Here is a 16044-nt window from a genome sequence, read left to right on the forward strand (position 1 = left end):
TCATGTTTAGACCATTAAGTGTTTTAGCCGTTGTCCTGGCATTTTGCGTGGTTGTGCTTGGCTCATATGTGCGTTTATCCGATGCCGGACTGGGTTGCCCGGACTGGCCAGGCTGCTATGGCGCCTTGTCGGTTCCACAAAGTGAATCCGCCATCCAGTCTGCGCAGCAGGCTTATCCTGATCGACCATTGGAACATGCCAAGGCCTGGAAGGAAATGGCGCACAGGTATCTGGCCGGTAGCCTGGGGTTAGTCGTCGTCGCCCTGGCATGGCTGGCCTACAAGCACAGGAAAAGTATCCACACTTCCTGGCAGTTATCTGCTGCCCTGGTCGTATTGATTGTGTTACAGGCTTTACTGGGTATGTGGACAGTGACCTTGTTGCTCAAACCGGTGATTGTCACCCTGCATTTGCTGGGTGGAATGACAACCCTGGCAATCTTATGCTGGATCGCCGTACGCAACACCTCGCAAGCATCCATCGCATTGCCCTCATCGCAGCAATGGTGGTTACGCCTGGGGTTGTTGGTGTGGTTGCTGCAGGTGATGCTTGGCGGCTGGACTAGCAGTAATTATGCGGCACTGGCCTGTACCGACTTTCCCACCTGTCATGGCCTGTGGTGGCCTTGCATGGATATGCATGATGCATTTCACCTGACCCGCGCATTGGGTGAAAGCCGTGATGGCGGGCAATTGCACCTGGATGCGTTGACTGCGATTCAATGGGTGCATAGGCTGGGCGCTCTGCTCGTGCTTGCGTGGGGGCTGGTAAGCATCAGGATTTTGTTGCAACGGAAAACTGCAAGAACTCTGGCATGGACACTGCTGGTTATTCTGTTGTTACAAATCAGTGTCGGTATCGGCAACCTGCTTTTGCAACTGCCGTTGGTATTGGCAGTGTTGCATAATGCTGGCGCTGCGTTACTGGGCATCTGCCTGGTCACGATCAATGCAAGATTAATGAATACGTCTTATTAGAAAAGTTGGGGGATTAGTCATGCAAAGTATTTGGGTTACACAACTGACATTGGCCAAGATGAGCTTGCGCAATTTTTATGCCTTGTGCAAGCCACGTGTCACGTCGTTAATTGTTTTCACCGCGATCATCGGCATGTTTATGGCCACGCCGGGCATGGTTTCGTTGCAGATATTACTGGCGGCAACAGTGGGGATTGCCTTTGCTTCAGGCGCTGCTGCGGCGTTTAATTGCCTGATTGAGAATAAGATTGACGCCATGATGGCGCGTACGCGTGCGCGTCCTATCCCTACCGGGCAATTGTCGCAAATGGAAACCTTGCTGTTTGCCAGTGTGCTTGGTGGTTTGGGCCTGAGTATTCTGTATTACTGGGTCAACCCGCTGACCATGTGGCTGACACTGGGGACATTTGTCGGTTATGCCGTGATTTATACCGTGTTCCTGAAACCTGCGACGCCCATGAACATTGTGATCGGTGGTGCATCCGGCGCTATGCCGCCTATCCTGGGTTGGGCGGCGGTGAATAATACCGTGTCGCCTGAAGCCCTGGTCATGTTCCTGATTATTTTCGCCTGGACGCCGCCACACTTCTGGGCACTGGCTTTATACCGCCGTGAAGAGTACGCCAAAGTCGGGATGCCTATGCTGCCGGTGACGCATGGTGAGCAATTCACCTTGCTGCATATCCTGCTGTATACCGTGATCCTGATTGTGGTGTCGTTGATGCCTTATGGCCTTGGCATGAGCGGTTGGTTGTATCTGGCGTCTTCGGTGGTGCTGAATGCCGTGTTTCTGTACTATGTGGTCAGCCTGTATCGTCGCTATTCTGATGAGTTGGCTAAAACCACTTTCAAATATTCGATTCTTTACCTGAGCCTGATTTTCGCCGCTTTATTACTGGATCATTATTTGATCTAAGGCTCAGCCAGTATCAAGAGAGCTTGGTGGCAGCATGTTTAAATGCTGCCATTTTTGTTTCAACGCCAGCTATGTTTGCCCCAACGCCCAGTAAAGGCTGGGATAGTTGTTCAAGTGTTTGCTGGTCTATCTGCTGTAATAAAGAACTGAACATGGCAGGTTTGCCATGCAGGAAGCCCTGGATAAAGTCGCAGTTAATCACCTTGAGGATATTCTCCTGCTGCGCATTTTCCACACCCTCGGCGATCAATTGCATATTCAGTTCATGCGCCATCTGGATGATGGAGCGGCACAGGATAAAGTCGTAGTTATCCACGCCCAGGTTGTTGATAAAAGACTTATCGATCTTGACATAATCCACATGGTATTTCTTCAGATAGCCCAGGGCTGAATAGCCGGTGCCGAAGTCATCAATCGAGAGCTTGATACCTGCCTGCTTGAGGGCTTTCAGGGTGTCCTGAACCACGCGCGAAGGCTCCAGCAACAAGCCTTCAGTGATTTCAAAGCAGAACAGCTCACACGGGATGTTAGAACGTTCCAGGCGTTTAATAAACGCCATCAGGTGCTGCGGATGGGCGAACTGCACTGGCGAAATATTCAGGCTGATCTGAATGCCTTGCAGGCGCAGGGGGTCTATGGTGGATAAGTCATGCAGTACTTCGTTAAAAATCCACTTGCCTATCTCTATAATAATGCCGGATTCTTCCGCCAGTGGAATAAATGCACTCGGTGGAATATTGCCTCGCGTCGGATGCTGCCAGCGTATCAGCGCTTCTGCCTTAATCAGCGCAATGTCATGCAGGCGGTAGATCGGCTGATAGACCATATGCAGTTCGCCATTTTCAATCGCCGAGCGCAGGTCATGCGTCAGTGAGATACGCTCCTTGATTTCCTGTTGCATGGTTTGCGTAAAAAACTGGTACTGGTTTTTGCCAGCGCGTTTGGCGGCATACAAGGCCTGGTCTGCATACATCATCAGGGTTTCGGCAGAGTCGCTGTGGTCCGGGAAAACGGCGATACCTATACTGGCGGTGACAAAGTACTGGTTGTCATCGATATGGAAAGGCGAGCGCACCGTCTCTACAATTTTGGCACCAATGTCATGCAGTATCTTGATATCTTTCAGCCTGGGGATCACAACCACAAACTCATCGCCACCCAGCTTGGCCGTGGTATCACCATCACGCACGCAGGATTGAATCCGCAGCGCGGCATTCTGTAACAAGCGATCGCCCACGGCATGGCCGGCAATGTCGTTCACATCCTTAAAACCATCCAGGTCAATCAGCAACAATCCCAGCTGTTGCTGCGACTGCTGGCATTCCAGAATCGCGCTTTCCAGGCATTGCTGTAACAGGTAGCGGTTGGGTAACTGGGTCAGGTAATCATAATTGGCCTGGCGCCAGATCTGTTGACGCACTTCGGTTTCACGCCTTTGTGCGCGCAGGTAAAACCGCCACAGCTGATACACGAGTAACATGCATGCCAGTGCCAGCACCGTCATGCCTGCTTCAATCGCCAGATGACTGATTAATCCTGGATTATCGGGGGCTGAAGTTTGAACCAGAGTCGATGCCGAGGCTTGATGCGCCACTGCCAGCACAATCAATAACAGTTTTGCAGGTAATTTTCTGAGTGGGTTATGCATACCGTTCTATCTTTGCGTTCCTTGCAATGATGGCTTGGTATAAGGGCAGCAGTATTAAAAAAACTGGTCAACTGTGGACCCACACCAAGAGCTAACTGGGTTAACGGCAGGCAGGAAAAAAACTTGAGGCGGAATGTGGATTATTTTGAACAGACGCCTGCAGTGTGGCTGCAGGCGCGAGTGGACAGCCAGATAAGGCTTAAAAATTACTTACCGGACAAACAGGTCTTCATAAAGGCTTTGCGTTCGTCCCCTTTTAATGCTTTGGTTTTGGCATCGGCGTTACAGGTTTTCATTTTGTTCTGTTGCGCAGTCAGGCCGGAATCAGCACTATCGGCTGATAAACAGGTTTTCATAAAAGCTTTGCGGTCATCGCCTTTCAAGGCTTTGGTGCTGGCATCGGCATTACAGGTTTTCATTTTTTCCTGTTGCGGGCCTGCAGATACTGACAGACAGACTGAGGAAAGCAGCAGGGCAAGAACCAGTTTTTTCATGAAAGTCTCCAAACAAAAATAAACAGATGATAGTGTGATACAAGCCGCCATATGCGTGCCTGTGAATTGCATTCTGACACAGAGAAGAATGCCCAGGTAAACAAAAAGACTGAATAAAAAAACTCAACAAAAAAAGCCCGTGATTTACCGGGCTTTCATGGGTACTAGAAACGTTTATTGAACAGGCACGCTATGCAATGTGCCTGCTTTCATATCCGGCACCAGTAAAGATTGGCCATCCGCAGACAGGCTGATATCTGCCGCTGACTGGTAACCCTGGATAATGCGCTGTGGTGTCGCTTTCGGGTCAGTCAATTGCCAGACATTGCCGCCTGCCCAATCGCTCACATACAGGTGACCATGTGCATCCCTGACCAGGCCATCTGCACCACCGAAGCCCTGGTTGAGCAGGGTGACTGCCGCTTTTTTAGCGCCCAGCTGTACCCTGAACAATTTGCCTGTGCCAAAGTCAGCGACCAACAAACTGTCAGGACCATCCATCAGCAAGCCATTTGGCCGCTTGATGCCGGCATTACCTTTCAGCACTTCAGTTACTTTGCCGGCTGCGATCTTGAAAATGCCGGCGCCTTTGCCATTGTCATCACCACTGTCGGAAACATACACATTGCCCAAACCATCTATTTCAATGTCGTTCAGGAACACCGGTTTGCGTGGAAATGCCGAGGTGGCTGCAACCACAGTTTGCTGTCCGCTTTGTGCATCAATACGCACGACCCTGTCTACATCCGCCACGTACAGTTGACCATTAAAGAGATCCAGGCCTTTGGGATCATTCAAGCCATCCGCCAGGGTTTTGCGGGTGCCACTGGCATCAATCTGCGTGATCTTGCCATCGCCTGCTTTACCAAACTCGCCGATTTCTGATACATACACCACGCCATTCGGGGCGGCAAATACAGACTCCGGCATGGCAAATCCGCTCAATGTCGTTTCACCTGCATTAGTCGTTGGAGCGGCAGCGGCAGATTTACCTGGTGCTTTGCCATCGTAGCTGACACGGTAAATTACGCCATTGTAATCATCAGAAACGAGTAATGAACCGTCAGGTAATTGCAATACATCGTTCGGGCGGCCCCAGACTTCACCTTCGGCACTCAGCCAGCCGTCAATAAATACCTTGGTTTCTTTCACCTGTTTCTGTTCATCGAAAGTCACGCGCACCAGTTGATAGCCTACCGGTTCTTTACGGTTCCATGAACCATGCTGCGCAATCACCGCATTGCCCTGGTATTCAGCCGGGAACTGCTTGCCGGTATAAAACTTGAAGCCCAGGTTGGCACTGTGCGCCTGGAATTCGACGACTGGTTTGGTCACAGCTGCTGGCGGTGTTTTGTTTTTCCAGTTCGGGTCGCGGGCATCACCACCGGCAAAGTAAGGGAAACCAAAATGCAGGCCTGCTTTAGGCGCCGCGTTCAACTCATCATGCGGGATATCCGCGCCCAGTAAATCCACCCCGTTGTCGGTAAAGAACAGGGTATTGGTGCCTGGCTGGAAATCCAGGCCGACTGAGTTACGCACCCCTTTGGCAAAGGTTTCAACCTGGCTGCCATCCGGGTTCATGCGGATGATCGAAGCTTCGATACCGGTCGGGTCGCAGATATTGCAAGGTGCACCTATAGTGACATACAACTTGTTATCAGGACCGGTCGCGATATAGCGCCAGCCGTGATGTGCTTTATTCGGTAACTTGTCGTAAACGACTTCACGCATGGCTTTGAACGGCAAGGTCAAGTCAAAATCGGGTGCGGCATAGCGCGTGATGCGGTGTTGTTCGGCGACATATAAATGCCCGTCTACCATGGCGACGCCATTGCCTACGGTCAGGTCATCCAGGATCGCCACGACCTGGTCTGCTTTATGGTCCTTGTTTTTATCGACCACAGCATAGACTTTGCTGCCCCGGGTGCCGACATAGACATTGCCATTGGTACCCAGCGTCATCTGGCGCGCCCCTGGCACTTCAGCGTAAACATCGACTTTAAAACCGTCAGGCACGCGCAATTTGCTCAGGTTGTCACGGACATCCTGAATATCTGCCAGAGCGCTCATTGACAGGGTTGCGAATATGGAACCAATCAGGCCTTTTATTAGTTGCTTTTTCATCACGTATCCTCATTTCCAAAAATATTGTTACCAATACAAGTGTGGTATGAGTAGTCTACGCAGAGTGCGGTTCTGTCGTAAGTTTAAAAAATATTAAATGATTGCCTATTTCTATTTGATACCACGCCAATATAGCTAATAAGGTGTATTATTTATGCCTAATCACTTTGGTATTCAAATGATATGAGCAACCTTGATTGCTGGTCTGCCCACGATAGGGATAGAACCATCGCACTGCTATCCAGCCAGACGCCGAACGAAGGGTTTACTCTCACGGCGCTTGATGGCGTCAAGCTGATGCGCTGGAATCGGGCTATTCCACGCAGCCCGGTGTTTTATGAACCCAGCATTGTGTTTGTCTGCCAGGGCAGGAAGATCGGCTATCTGGGTGGCGAGGTCTATCAGTACAATCCGCAGCAGTTCCTGATTTTATCGGTGCCCTTGCCGTTTGAGAGTGAAACCATTGCTTCGCTGGAAGAACCATTATTGGCGATTTCGATCCGCATCAATCTTTCCATGATCTCGGAATTATTATTGAGTGTAGAGCATGACACGCCGATGAAGATCAACGGCAAGAGCGGCATTACCTCGACGCCGCTGGATGCGCGTTTATCCAATGCCGTGGTCAGGCTGCTGGAATGCCTGCAGTCTAAAACAGAGGCCACCGTATTGGGCCAGTCGATTATTCGTGAAATCCATTACCGTATCCTGCAGACCTCGCAGGCATCCGCCATTCTTGCTGCACACAGTACGCACAATAATATGGGCAAGATCAGCAAGGCATTGCGCCTGATCCACGCCGAGTATGACAAGGAACTCAACGTGGACAAACTGGCATCGGAATCGACCATGAGTGTGCCTTCGTTTCATGCCGCCTTTCGCGATGTGACTGCGACTTCACCTATCCAGTACCTGAAAATGACCCGTCTGCACAAGGCGCGTTTACTGATGGTGCAGGATGGTTTGAGTGCCACGCTGGCAGCGAATAAGGTAGGTTACGAGAGTGCTTCGCAATTCAGTCGCGAGTTCAAACGCATGTTTGGTAAAAGCCCGATGGAAGAAGTCAGCGCGGTACGCAGTGCCCTGATCACCACACCGAGTGAGGTAGCGGCGAAGTATGTCACAGTGCAGCAGTAAGCTGCCTGCAAAAGCCCGCACCGCCAATCAGCATAGGCTGACAGGCAAACTCATAGCTTTAGGCAATCATTCGAGAAAAGCTGGCAATTAACTTGAAGGTTATTCTTTTAGACTTCAATGGTTAATCCTGGAAGGTTTGCAGTCTTACCCATCCGGCATTTGATTCTTAAGCTTCAATAAAAAATGATATGGAGAATGCGATATGGCATTAACTTTTAAAGCAGCCGCTTATGGTGTACAAAACGCGACTACCCCGGTTGCGCCTATGAGCATAGACCGACGCGAGCCAGGTCCGCACGATGTGCTGATTGATATTGAGTATTGCGGTATCTGTCATTCCGATATCCACCAGGCCAGAAACGAGTGGGGCGGTGGTTCTTTATATCCCATGGTGCCGGGACATGAAATTGTCGGCCGTGTCAGCAAGGTGGGCGAGCATGTGAGCAAGTTCAAGCTGGGGCAACTGGTTGGAGTCGGCTGTATGGTCGACTCCTGCCGCCACTGCGCAGACTGTGACGCCGGGGAAGAGCAATACTGTGATGGTTCAGTGTTTACTTACAATGCCAAAGACCCCAAGCATGGTGGCCTGACCTTTGGCGGTTATGCCGAACGCATTACGGTCGATGAGAACTTTGTCGTCAGCGTGCCTGAAAACCTGGATACCAAAGCGGTTGCGCCATTGCTGTGTGCCGGGATTACCTTGTATTCACCACTCAGGCACTGGAATGTGCAACCTGGACAGAAAGTCGGCATCATCGGCCTCGGTGGCTTGGGCCATATGGGTGTGAAACTTGCAGCGGCGATGGGTGCACATGTGGTGATGATTACCACTTCAGCCAGTAAAGCCGCAGACGCTACCAAGTTGGGCGCGCATGAAGTGCTGATTTCCAAAGATGCCGATGACATGGCGAAGCATGCTGCCAGTTTTGACCTGATCATTGATACCGTGCCGGTTGCGCACGATTTGAACCCTTATATCGGCTTGCTCAAACGTGATAAAACCATCGTGCTGGTCGGTCCGCTGGATCCGGTGGATGTGCATGGTGGCAACCTGATTCTTAAGCGCCGTCAGGTAGCAGGCTCCCTGATTGGTGGGATTGCAGAAACGCAGGAAATGCTTGATTTCTGTGGCAAGCACAATATCGTCAGCGATGTGGAGATGATAGATGCAAGCTATATCAATGACGCCTACGAGCGCATGCTCAAAAGCGACGTGAAATACCGTTTTGTGATTGATATTGCCTCATTGAAATCTGCTTCAGCAGCATAATGCTTCAGGTTGGCGGACACGGGTCGAAAAGACCTAAATATGTCCGCCAATGCCGGACAAAGTATAAAGGTTGATAACAGGCTATTCGAGTGACAAGCAATATCCGGTAGTGAGAGGCAAAAGGTTTGTATGAAATGCAATACAAATTGGCCGGTTTGAGCGCATAAGGCAAAGGTCAGTGTTAAGATGGTTATCTGTTCATTTCCAGCTTAGCGCATGCTTGCAGAAAAACCTCCCCAGGGTCTGATATCACTGGTGATATCGATTCTTGCGTATCTCTCCCTCACCCAAATTGACAAGGTGATGCACATCGGCCAGCAGGAGTCGCTGATAGTTTCAATTATCTTTGTCCTGCTGATCATCAACCTGGCTTTCCAGCTGTCGTTCCAGGTGGAATATGTGGCAGAACGGTTGAAAGAGCCTTATGGCACCATGATACTGACCATCAGTGCGGTCATCATTGAAGTGGTGATCATTGTGATGATGTTAAGTCATACGGCCTCAACTACACTGGCGCGGGATGCGATTTACTCGGCAGTGATGCTGGACATTAATGGCATTCTCGGCTTGTGTGCCATTGTTGGCGGTATCAAATATGGTGAGGTGGAATACAACGTCAACTCCGGCAATACTTACATTGTGATGATTATGACGGCGCTGGGGATTTCGATGGTATTGCCTGCGTTTTTGCCGCCGGAACACTGGCGCCTGTACTCGATGTTTACCATCATCACCATGAGTGTGTTTTATGCGTTGTTCCTCAAAATGCAAACTGGCCGTCATCGTAACTATTTCAGCTACAGAGAGCAGCATAGCAAGGAACAGCTAGGCGAATTGGCCACCCGTAAGACCATTGTCGATGTCAGGGTGGCGGTTGTATATATCCTGGTCGGCATCATCACCATAGGCCTGCTGTCGGAAGAAATGAGCATGCATATGGATGCGGGGTTGACCGGTAGCGGCGTGCCACCGATTGTCGCGGCGATTGTGGTGGCGATTATTGCCGCCAGCCCTGAAGTGCTGACTGCCTTGAAGGCTGCGGTGAATGACCGCATGCAAACGGTCGTGAATATTTCGCTGGGTGCTACGCTCTCAACCGTCATTTTGACAGTGCCGGTGATAGAGGCGATTGCCCTGATCCAGAACAAACCGCTGATTGTCGGCCTGTCGCCGACGCAGATGGTGATGACGTTTTTAACCCTGGCAGTTGCGACCATCAACCTGCATGATGGTGAAACCAATGCCATTGAAGGCATGACGCACTTTGTATTGTTTATGGCGTTCGCCATGCTGGCGACATTAGGCATGTAACTATCGGGTATCCCTTCATCGGTCATGCCGGATTCGGCTATGTGATCGAGGGACAATGCGCAGTATTTTAAGATCGACAGTCAGGCAACTGGCTTTTGTATAAGTGAATCATGAGTACTCTTCTGGAATTGCTGCAACAATACGGCCTGGTGATTGTGTTCGCCAATGTGCTACTCGAACAGCTGGGTTTGCCATTGCCGGCTTACCCCACTTTATTGCTGGCGGGAGTGCTGGCAGGCAATGGTCAATACGGTTTAGGCACCCTGCTGGCGGTGGCCGTGATTGCCGCCTTGATTGCCGATTCCATCTGGTACATGGCCGGGCGTAGATACGGTAAAAAGGTGATGGGCAAGTTGTGCAAAATCTCCCTGTCGCCGGATACCTGCGTCAGGCAAACCGAATCTCTGTACCTGAAATTCGGGCCTCCCGCATTATTAATCTGTAAATTCATTCCCGGCTTTGCATCCATCTCCAGCGCCCTGGCGGGTTCTTCCGGCACGCGCTTTCTGGTATTCGTTTTGATGGATGGTTTGGGTGCCGCACTTTGGGCCGGTACTGCTTTGTGGCTGGGTAACCTGTTCAGCTCTGCCATCGATGAATTAATGCTGACACTGGTGGAAATGGGCAAATGGGGTACGCTACTGGTGCTGGCCCTGCTGGCCGCATTTATTGCTTACAAATGGTGGGACAGGCAGCGGTTTATCAAGAGCCTGCGTATGGCGCGTATCAGTATTGAAGAGCTGAATGAAATGCTGAATAACGGTGCCGCACCGGTGATTCTGGATACGCGTGCCCCGCACCTGGTTGATGACGGCTGGATTCCGGGTGCGCAATTTATCACGCTGGAAAGCGCCGATTCCCTGGTGCTGGATATCGACCAGGATGCGCCAGTGGTACTGTACTGCTCTTGCCCGAATGAAGTCACTGCCGCCAAAGTCGCCAAGAAACTGATTAACCGCGGCTATCGCAATATCCGGCCCCTCACGGGCGGCATAGACGCCTGGCGCGATGCCGGGTTTGAGGTAGTTACAGTGAAAGTGGAAGACCTGGAAACTGCGGCAAAAGCAACACAAGCAAAGGAAACACATGTTTAACGTAGTGGGTATTGCACTCAAACGCCCCTATACCTTTGTGGTCATGGCGTTGCTGATTTTGATTTTTGGTACTTTGTCCGCCATGCGCAGCCCGGTGGATATTTTTCCCGAAATACGCATTCCGGTAGTAGCGGTTGCCTGGCAATATGCTGGCCTGCCACCGGACGACATGGCGGGCCGGATCAGTACCTTGTATCAACGTACATTGACTACCACGGTCAATGATATTGAGCATATTGAAGCAAACTCTTACAGTGGTTTTGCTATCGTCAAAATCTTTTTCCATCCAGGTGTGAACATTGCCACCGCCAATGCGCAGGTGTCAGCGATTTCGCAAACAGTGACGCGCCAAATGCCAACTGGCACTACGCCGCCACTGATTTTGAATTACAACGCATCCACAGTGCCTATTCTGCAGGTCGCGCTTTCAGGCAAGGGCTTAACCGAGCAAAACCTGGCTGACCTGGGTTTGAATGCGGTGCGTATCCGGCTGGTCACCGTGCCCGGAGCAGGCGTACCCTTTCCCTATGGCGGCAAGAGCCGGCAAATCCAGATTGACCTGAATCCTCCCGCGCTACAGGCGCGCGGATTGTCTGCACAGGATATATCCAGTGCGCTGGCCGCTCACAACCTGGTCGTGCCTGTCGGTACCCAGAAAATTGGCAGCATCGAATATACCCTGAACCTCAATAATGCGGCCTCTGATATCGAAGAGCTTGCCAATATTCCGGTCAAAGTCGTCAATGGCGCGACCATCTATATGCGCGATATCGGCCAGGTGCGCGATGGCAGTCCGCCGCAAACCAATATTGTGCATGTGGATGGCAACCGCTCGGTGTTGATGACTATCCTGAAAAACGGCGCGATTTCGACCTTAGCTATTGTCGATGGCATTAAAAACAAACTGGAAGAAATCAAACCCGGTTTGCCAGATACATTGGTGGCGACTCCGATCAATGACCAGTCACTGTTCGTGCGCGCGGCGATTCATGGCGTGGTGTTTGAAGGCGTATTGGCGGCAATACTGACCAGCCTGATGATTTTGCTGTTTCTCGGTAGCTGGCGCTCATCACTGATTATTGCGACTTCGATTCCGCTCTCTATATTGGGTGCAGTGATTGGCCTGTCAGCGATAGGCGAAACGCTCAATATTATGACCCTGGGCGGGCTGGCACTGGCGGTGGGTTTGCTGGTGGATGAGGCCACCGTGACCATCGAGAATATCAACTGGCACCTGGAGCAGGGTAAACAGGTAGAACAGGCCATCCTGGATGGCGCGGCACAAATCGTGACACCCGCATTCGTGTCCCTGTTGTGTATCTGTATCGTGTTCGTGCCCATGTTCTTCCTGGAAGGCGTCTCGCGCTTCCTGTTCGTGCCTATGGCTGAATCGGTGATGTTTGCCATGGTCAGCTCGTTTATTTTGTCGCGTACGCTGGTGCCGACCATGGCGAATTATTTCCTGCAGCCGCACACAGAAGCTGAACATGGGCAGGTCAGCCGTAATCCATTGGTACGCTTTCAACAGGGATTTGAACGTGGCTTTGAAAAATTCCGGCGCTCCTATCAATCACTGCTGGTACTCGCAGTGGCGCATAGCCGCTTGTTTATGACCGGCTTCATGGCGGTGGTCTTGCTGTCATTTTTACTGGTGCCCATGTTAGGCAGTAATTTCTTCCCCAGTGTCGATAGCGGCCAGATTCTCATGCATGCGCGTGTACCCGTGGGGACGCGTCTTGAAGAAACCGCCAACCGCTTTGCCAATATCCAGGCGGCGATCAAGCATGTGATTCCCCCAGATGAAATCCTGACCATTGTTGATAATATCGGCATGCCTATCAGTAGCATCAACATGACTTATAACAATACCGGCCTGACCGGCGCACATGACGGCGATATCCAGATTGCGCTTAAAGAACATCACGCGCCGACCGCGGAATATATCCGCACTTTGCGCGAAATATTGCCTAAGAAATTCCCGGATACGACCTTCTCTTTCCCGCCAGCAGATATTGTCAGCCAGATCCTGAATTTCGGCTCGCCAGCACCTATCGACATCCAGATCCGCGGTGGCAAACTGGCAGAAGATTTTGACTATGCCAATCAGTTACTGGCGAAAGTACGTGCTGTGCCGGGGGTGGTAGATGCGCGTATCCAGCAGTCACGTAGCCGACCTACATTTGATATCACCCTGGATAAAACGCGTGCGCAGGAGATGGGGATCAGCACACGCGATGTCACTAACAGCATGGTGATTAATATGGCTGGCAGCTCGCAGGTATCTCCCACCTACTGGCTGAATCCGGCCAACGGCGTGACCTATTCTATCGTGCTGCAAACGCCGCAATACCAGGTTGATAGTTTGAATGCGCTGGCGAATTTGCCGATTAGCGGCAGTAATGGACCATTGCAAACCCTGGGTGGTTTAGCCACGTTTAAACGAGGTGTCGGCAATGCTGTCGTCAGCCAGTATGATATCCAGCCCATGGTGCAAATTCATGCCAGCACACAGGACAGGGATCTTGGCGCGGTGGCCACCGATATCCGCAAGATTCTCGATGCCACCAAAGACCAGGTGCCCAAGGCCGCCAGTGTTGTGATGCTGGGCCAGGCATATACCATGGACCGTGCTTTCACCGGGTTATTCTTTGGCCTGCTTGGTGCCATTGTGCTGGTGTATTTGCTGATTGTGGTCAACCTGCAATCCTGGAGTGATCCTTTCGTGATTATTTCCGCCTTGCCTGCGGCACTGGCGGGTATCGTCTGGATGCTGTTTTTAACGTACACACCGCTATCTGTGCCTGCCCTCACTGGCGCCATCATGTGTATGGGGGTTGCGACTGCCAACAGTGTGCTTGTGATCAGCTTTGCACGCGAACGGCTGGCAGAACTCAAAGACGCTACAGCTGCAGCGATTGATGCCGGTTTTGTCCGTTTCCGCCCGGTGTTGATGACCGCACTGGCGATGGTGATTGGTATGACACCCATGGCCCTGGGACTGGGCGAGGGCGGCGAACAGAATGCCCCATTGGGCCGTGCCGTCATCGGCGGGTTGATTTTTGCGACAGTGGCTACACTTTTATTTGTGCCGGTGATATTCAGCGTGATTCATAGAAACACACATACTCCGCCTGTCAGCGTTTCTACAGGAGATTCAAATGACCAGTAACACACCGGGTGCGTCCCGTGGATTAAAACTCAGTGGCCTGATTCTGGCGCTGATTGCCATCGGCATCGTTATTGCTGGTATTACGTCACGTGCCAGCCATCATGCAAAATTGAAAGACTGGACCAAAGAACAGGCTGTTCCAACCGTTAGTGTCATCCAGCCTGGCGGTGCAGTCGAGGGCAATCAGCTGATACTGCCAGGGCGGTTTGAGGCATTTGCACGCGCGCCTATATATGCCCGTGTGAGTGGCTATCTCAAAAGCTGGAAAGTGGATATCGGCGGCGCAGTCAAAACCGGTCAGTTGCTGGCTGAGCTTGAAACGCCGGACCTTGACCAGGAACTGTTGCAGGCCAAAGCGGATCTAGCCAGTACGCAAGCCAATGTCAGCCTGGCCGAAACTACGGCCAAACGCTGGCAGGATATGTTAAAAACACAATCGATCGCGCGGCAGGAAGTGGATGAAAAGCTGGGCGATTATAAAAGCAAGCAGGCACTGGTCAAAGCCTCTGAAGCCAATGTACAGCGCTTGCAGGCACTGAAAGGCTTTGCCAGTATCGTTGCACCTTTTGATGGCTCCGTGACTGCACGGAATACTGATACCGGTGCGCTGATCAATGCCGGAAGTAGTGGTGCTAATAGTAGCGGTACTGGCGCGCAACCTTTGTTTGAAGTTTCTAACACGCGTAAATTACGCCTATATATCAATGTTCCGCAGAACTATGTCAGCCATATCCGGCCTGGCAGCAAGGCAACTTTTAACGTGCCCGAATATCCGGACAGCCGCTTTGATGCCACCATACAATCTACCTCTGGTGCTATCAATGCATCTTCCGGGACTACCCTTGTTCAATTGCTGGTAGACAATGCTGCCGGGAAATTCCTGCCGGGTGGGTTTGCCAACGTCAACCTGCAACTGAAAGAGGCTGTGGGTATTTTGAGTATCCCGGCCAGCGCGTTGATTTTTGACCAGAACGGTTTGAAGGTTGCAACTGTAAATGCCGAGAATAAAGTCAGCCTGAAAACCATCACGATTGCACGCGATCTGGGGAAAACACTGGAAATCCAGTCCGGGCTGAGCGCCAATGATCAAGTGATTGAGAACCCGCCGGATGGCGTCACGGACGGTACACTAGTGAAAGTTGCTAAGGCAGTCTTTCAGCCGGAACAGAAAAATAAAGGTAAGTAACCTGCAGCTGAATGTGTGCGAATAGCCAGGCCACACGATGCACATTTATGCACTCATGTGTCTGGCTTAACGCGCCAGGATCAGCCAGATGCTGAGTGATGTCGCAGACACGCTTAAAAACACATTGACCGCTGGCGGTAACCAGAACAAGTGGCCGCGCGGTGTTTCCTGCTCACTTAAAGACTTGCAGAATACGACAAACTGAATTGCAGATAGCAGGGCGGTAATGGCGCCTATCAGGATAAATCCAACGCCTATGTAAAGTGAAACGGTGCTTTGTGAGTCTGTAATCTGCGCATCCAGGTTCATGAGTTTGATAAACAAGCCAAAACGCTCAATGACGAACCCCAGCCCCATCAAGGCAATAGAAGTGCGCTGCCAGGCAAGTAAAGTACGTTCTGCGGCAAAATAAACGCGTGGATCATCCAGATAAGACATGTCAGTCACTCTTTAGGGAATAAAGGTGATCATTCTACGACTTACCCGGACATTTTGCCTAAGTAAGTCGCAGCTGCGCAAATCGTTCTGGATGCGTTTTATGGTCAGGCAAACAGGCTGATACCAAGCACTGCCAGAATTGCAACACCAATGGCCAGAATCAAGAAGATGAAGAAAAAGACTTTTGAGATCTTTGCAGCGCCGGATTCAACACTGCGGAAGCCCAACGCACCTGCAATGATGGAAATGATTAAAAATATCAGTGCATAGTAAAGCATTT

At 51.2% G+C, this 16044-nt stretch carries 13 protein-coding genes; 8 read left to right on the forward strand and 5 right to left on the reverse strand.

Annotation, left to right across the window (positions count from 1 at the left end; all coding sequences use genetic code 11):
* The first annotated feature begins 2 nt into the window (after positions 1–2).
* Both ACFQ2T_RS12470 and cyoE read left to right on the forward strand, forming a co-directional pair.
* Complete coding sequence (locus ACFQ2T_RS12470; RefSeq protein WP_379034892.1) at positions 3–977, forward strand: COX15/CtaA family protein; 975 nt, start codon at positions 3–5, stop codon at positions 975–977.
* A gap of 19 nt (positions 978–996) precedes the next feature.
* Complete coding sequence (cyoE, locus tag ACFQ2T_RS12475; RefSeq protein ID WP_379034894.1) at positions 997–1893, forward strand: heme o synthase; 897 nt, start codon at positions 997–999, stop codon at positions 1891–1893.
* Positions 1894–1906: 13 nt separating this feature from the next.
* Here the strand turns inward: cyoE and ACFQ2T_RS12480 are convergent, their stop codons facing one another.
* The 3 genes from ACFQ2T_RS12480 to ACFQ2T_RS12490 all read right to left on the reverse strand — a co-directional run bounded on the left by ACFQ2T_RS12480 (position 1907) and on the right by ACFQ2T_RS12490 (position 6159).
* Positions 1907–3541, reverse strand: a complete 1635-nt coding sequence (locus tag ACFQ2T_RS12480) for a putative bifunctional diguanylate cyclase/phosphodiesterase (protein WP_379034896.1) — start codon at positions 3539–3541, stop codon at positions 1907–1909.
* Positions 3542–3747: 206 nt separating this feature from the next.
* Entirely contained in the window at positions 3748–4035 is a 288-nt protein-coding gene (locus ACFQ2T_RS12485; protein ID WP_379034898.1) for a PsiF family protein, read from the reverse strand.
* A 174-nt stretch (positions 4036–4209) separates the two neighbouring features.
* Positions 4210–6159, reverse strand: coding sequence for a PQQ-dependent sugar dehydrogenase (locus ACFQ2T_RS12490; protein WP_379034900.1), 1950 nt, complete (start codon positions 6157–6159; stop codon positions 4210–4212).
* Between the two features lie 183 nt (positions 6160–6342).
* Here ACFQ2T_RS12490 and ACFQ2T_RS12495 point away from each other — a divergent pair, with 183 nt between their 5' ends.
* The 6 genes from ACFQ2T_RS12495 to ACFQ2T_RS12520 all read left to right on the forward strand — a co-directional run bounded on the left by ACFQ2T_RS12495 (position 6343) and on the right by ACFQ2T_RS12520 (position 15326).
* Positions 6343–7296, forward strand: a complete 954-nt coding sequence (locus ACFQ2T_RS12495) for an AraC family transcriptional regulator (RefSeq protein WP_379034902.1) — start codon at positions 6343–6345, stop codon at positions 7294–7296.
* Positions 7297–7498: 202 nt separating this feature from the next.
* On the forward strand, positions 7499–8566 hold the full coding sequence (locus ACFQ2T_RS12500; RefSeq protein ID WP_379034904.1) for an NAD(P)-dependent alcohol dehydrogenase: 1068 nt from the start codon (positions 7499–7501) through the stop codon (positions 8564–8566).
* A 216-nt stretch (positions 8567–8782) separates the two neighbouring features.
* Complete coding sequence (locus ACFQ2T_RS12505; protein WP_379034906.1) at positions 8783–9877, forward strand: calcium:proton antiporter; 1095 nt, start codon at positions 8783–8785, stop codon at positions 9875–9877.
* Between the two features lie 110 nt (positions 9878–9987).
* A complete protein-coding gene (locus tag ACFQ2T_RS12510) occupies positions 9988–10971 on the forward strand; it encodes a VTT domain-containing protein (RefSeq protein ID WP_379034908.1) in 984 nt (327 codons plus the stop codon).
* Positions 10964–14140 (forward strand): efflux RND transporter permease subunit, encoded by a 3177-nt coding sequence (locus ACFQ2T_RS12515; RefSeq protein ID WP_379034910.1) that lies wholly within the window; start codon positions 10964–10966, stop codon positions 14138–14140. Before ACFQ2T_RS12510 ends, ACFQ2T_RS12515 begins: the two co-directional genes overlap by 8 nt.
* On the forward strand, positions 14130–15326 hold the full coding sequence (locus ACFQ2T_RS12520; RefSeq protein WP_379034912.1) for an efflux RND transporter periplasmic adaptor subunit: 1197 nt from the start codon (positions 14130–14132) through the stop codon (positions 15324–15326). The genes ACFQ2T_RS12515 and ACFQ2T_RS12520 overlap by 11 nt, the downstream gene beginning before the upstream one ends.
* Before the next feature lie 66 nt (positions 15327–15392).
* On the opposite strand, the gene ACFQ2T_RS12525 is transcribed toward ACFQ2T_RS12520, so the two are convergent.
* Entirely contained in the window at positions 15393–15764 is a 372-nt protein-coding gene (locus tag ACFQ2T_RS12525; RefSeq protein WP_379034914.1) for a YidH family protein, read from the reverse strand.
* Positions 15765–15868: 104 nt separating this feature from the next.
* Entirely contained in the window at positions 15869–16042 is a 174-nt protein-coding gene (locus ACFQ2T_RS12530) for a DUF1328 domain-containing protein (protein WP_379034916.1), read from the reverse strand.
* Positions 16043–16044 lie beyond the last annotated feature (2 nt).

Origin of the sequence: Methylophilus flavus (assembly GCF_042678905.1) — a bacterium.
Classification (GTDB): Bacteria; Pseudomonadota; Gammaproteobacteria; order Burkholderiales; family Methylophilaceae; genus Methylophilus; species Methylophilus flavus.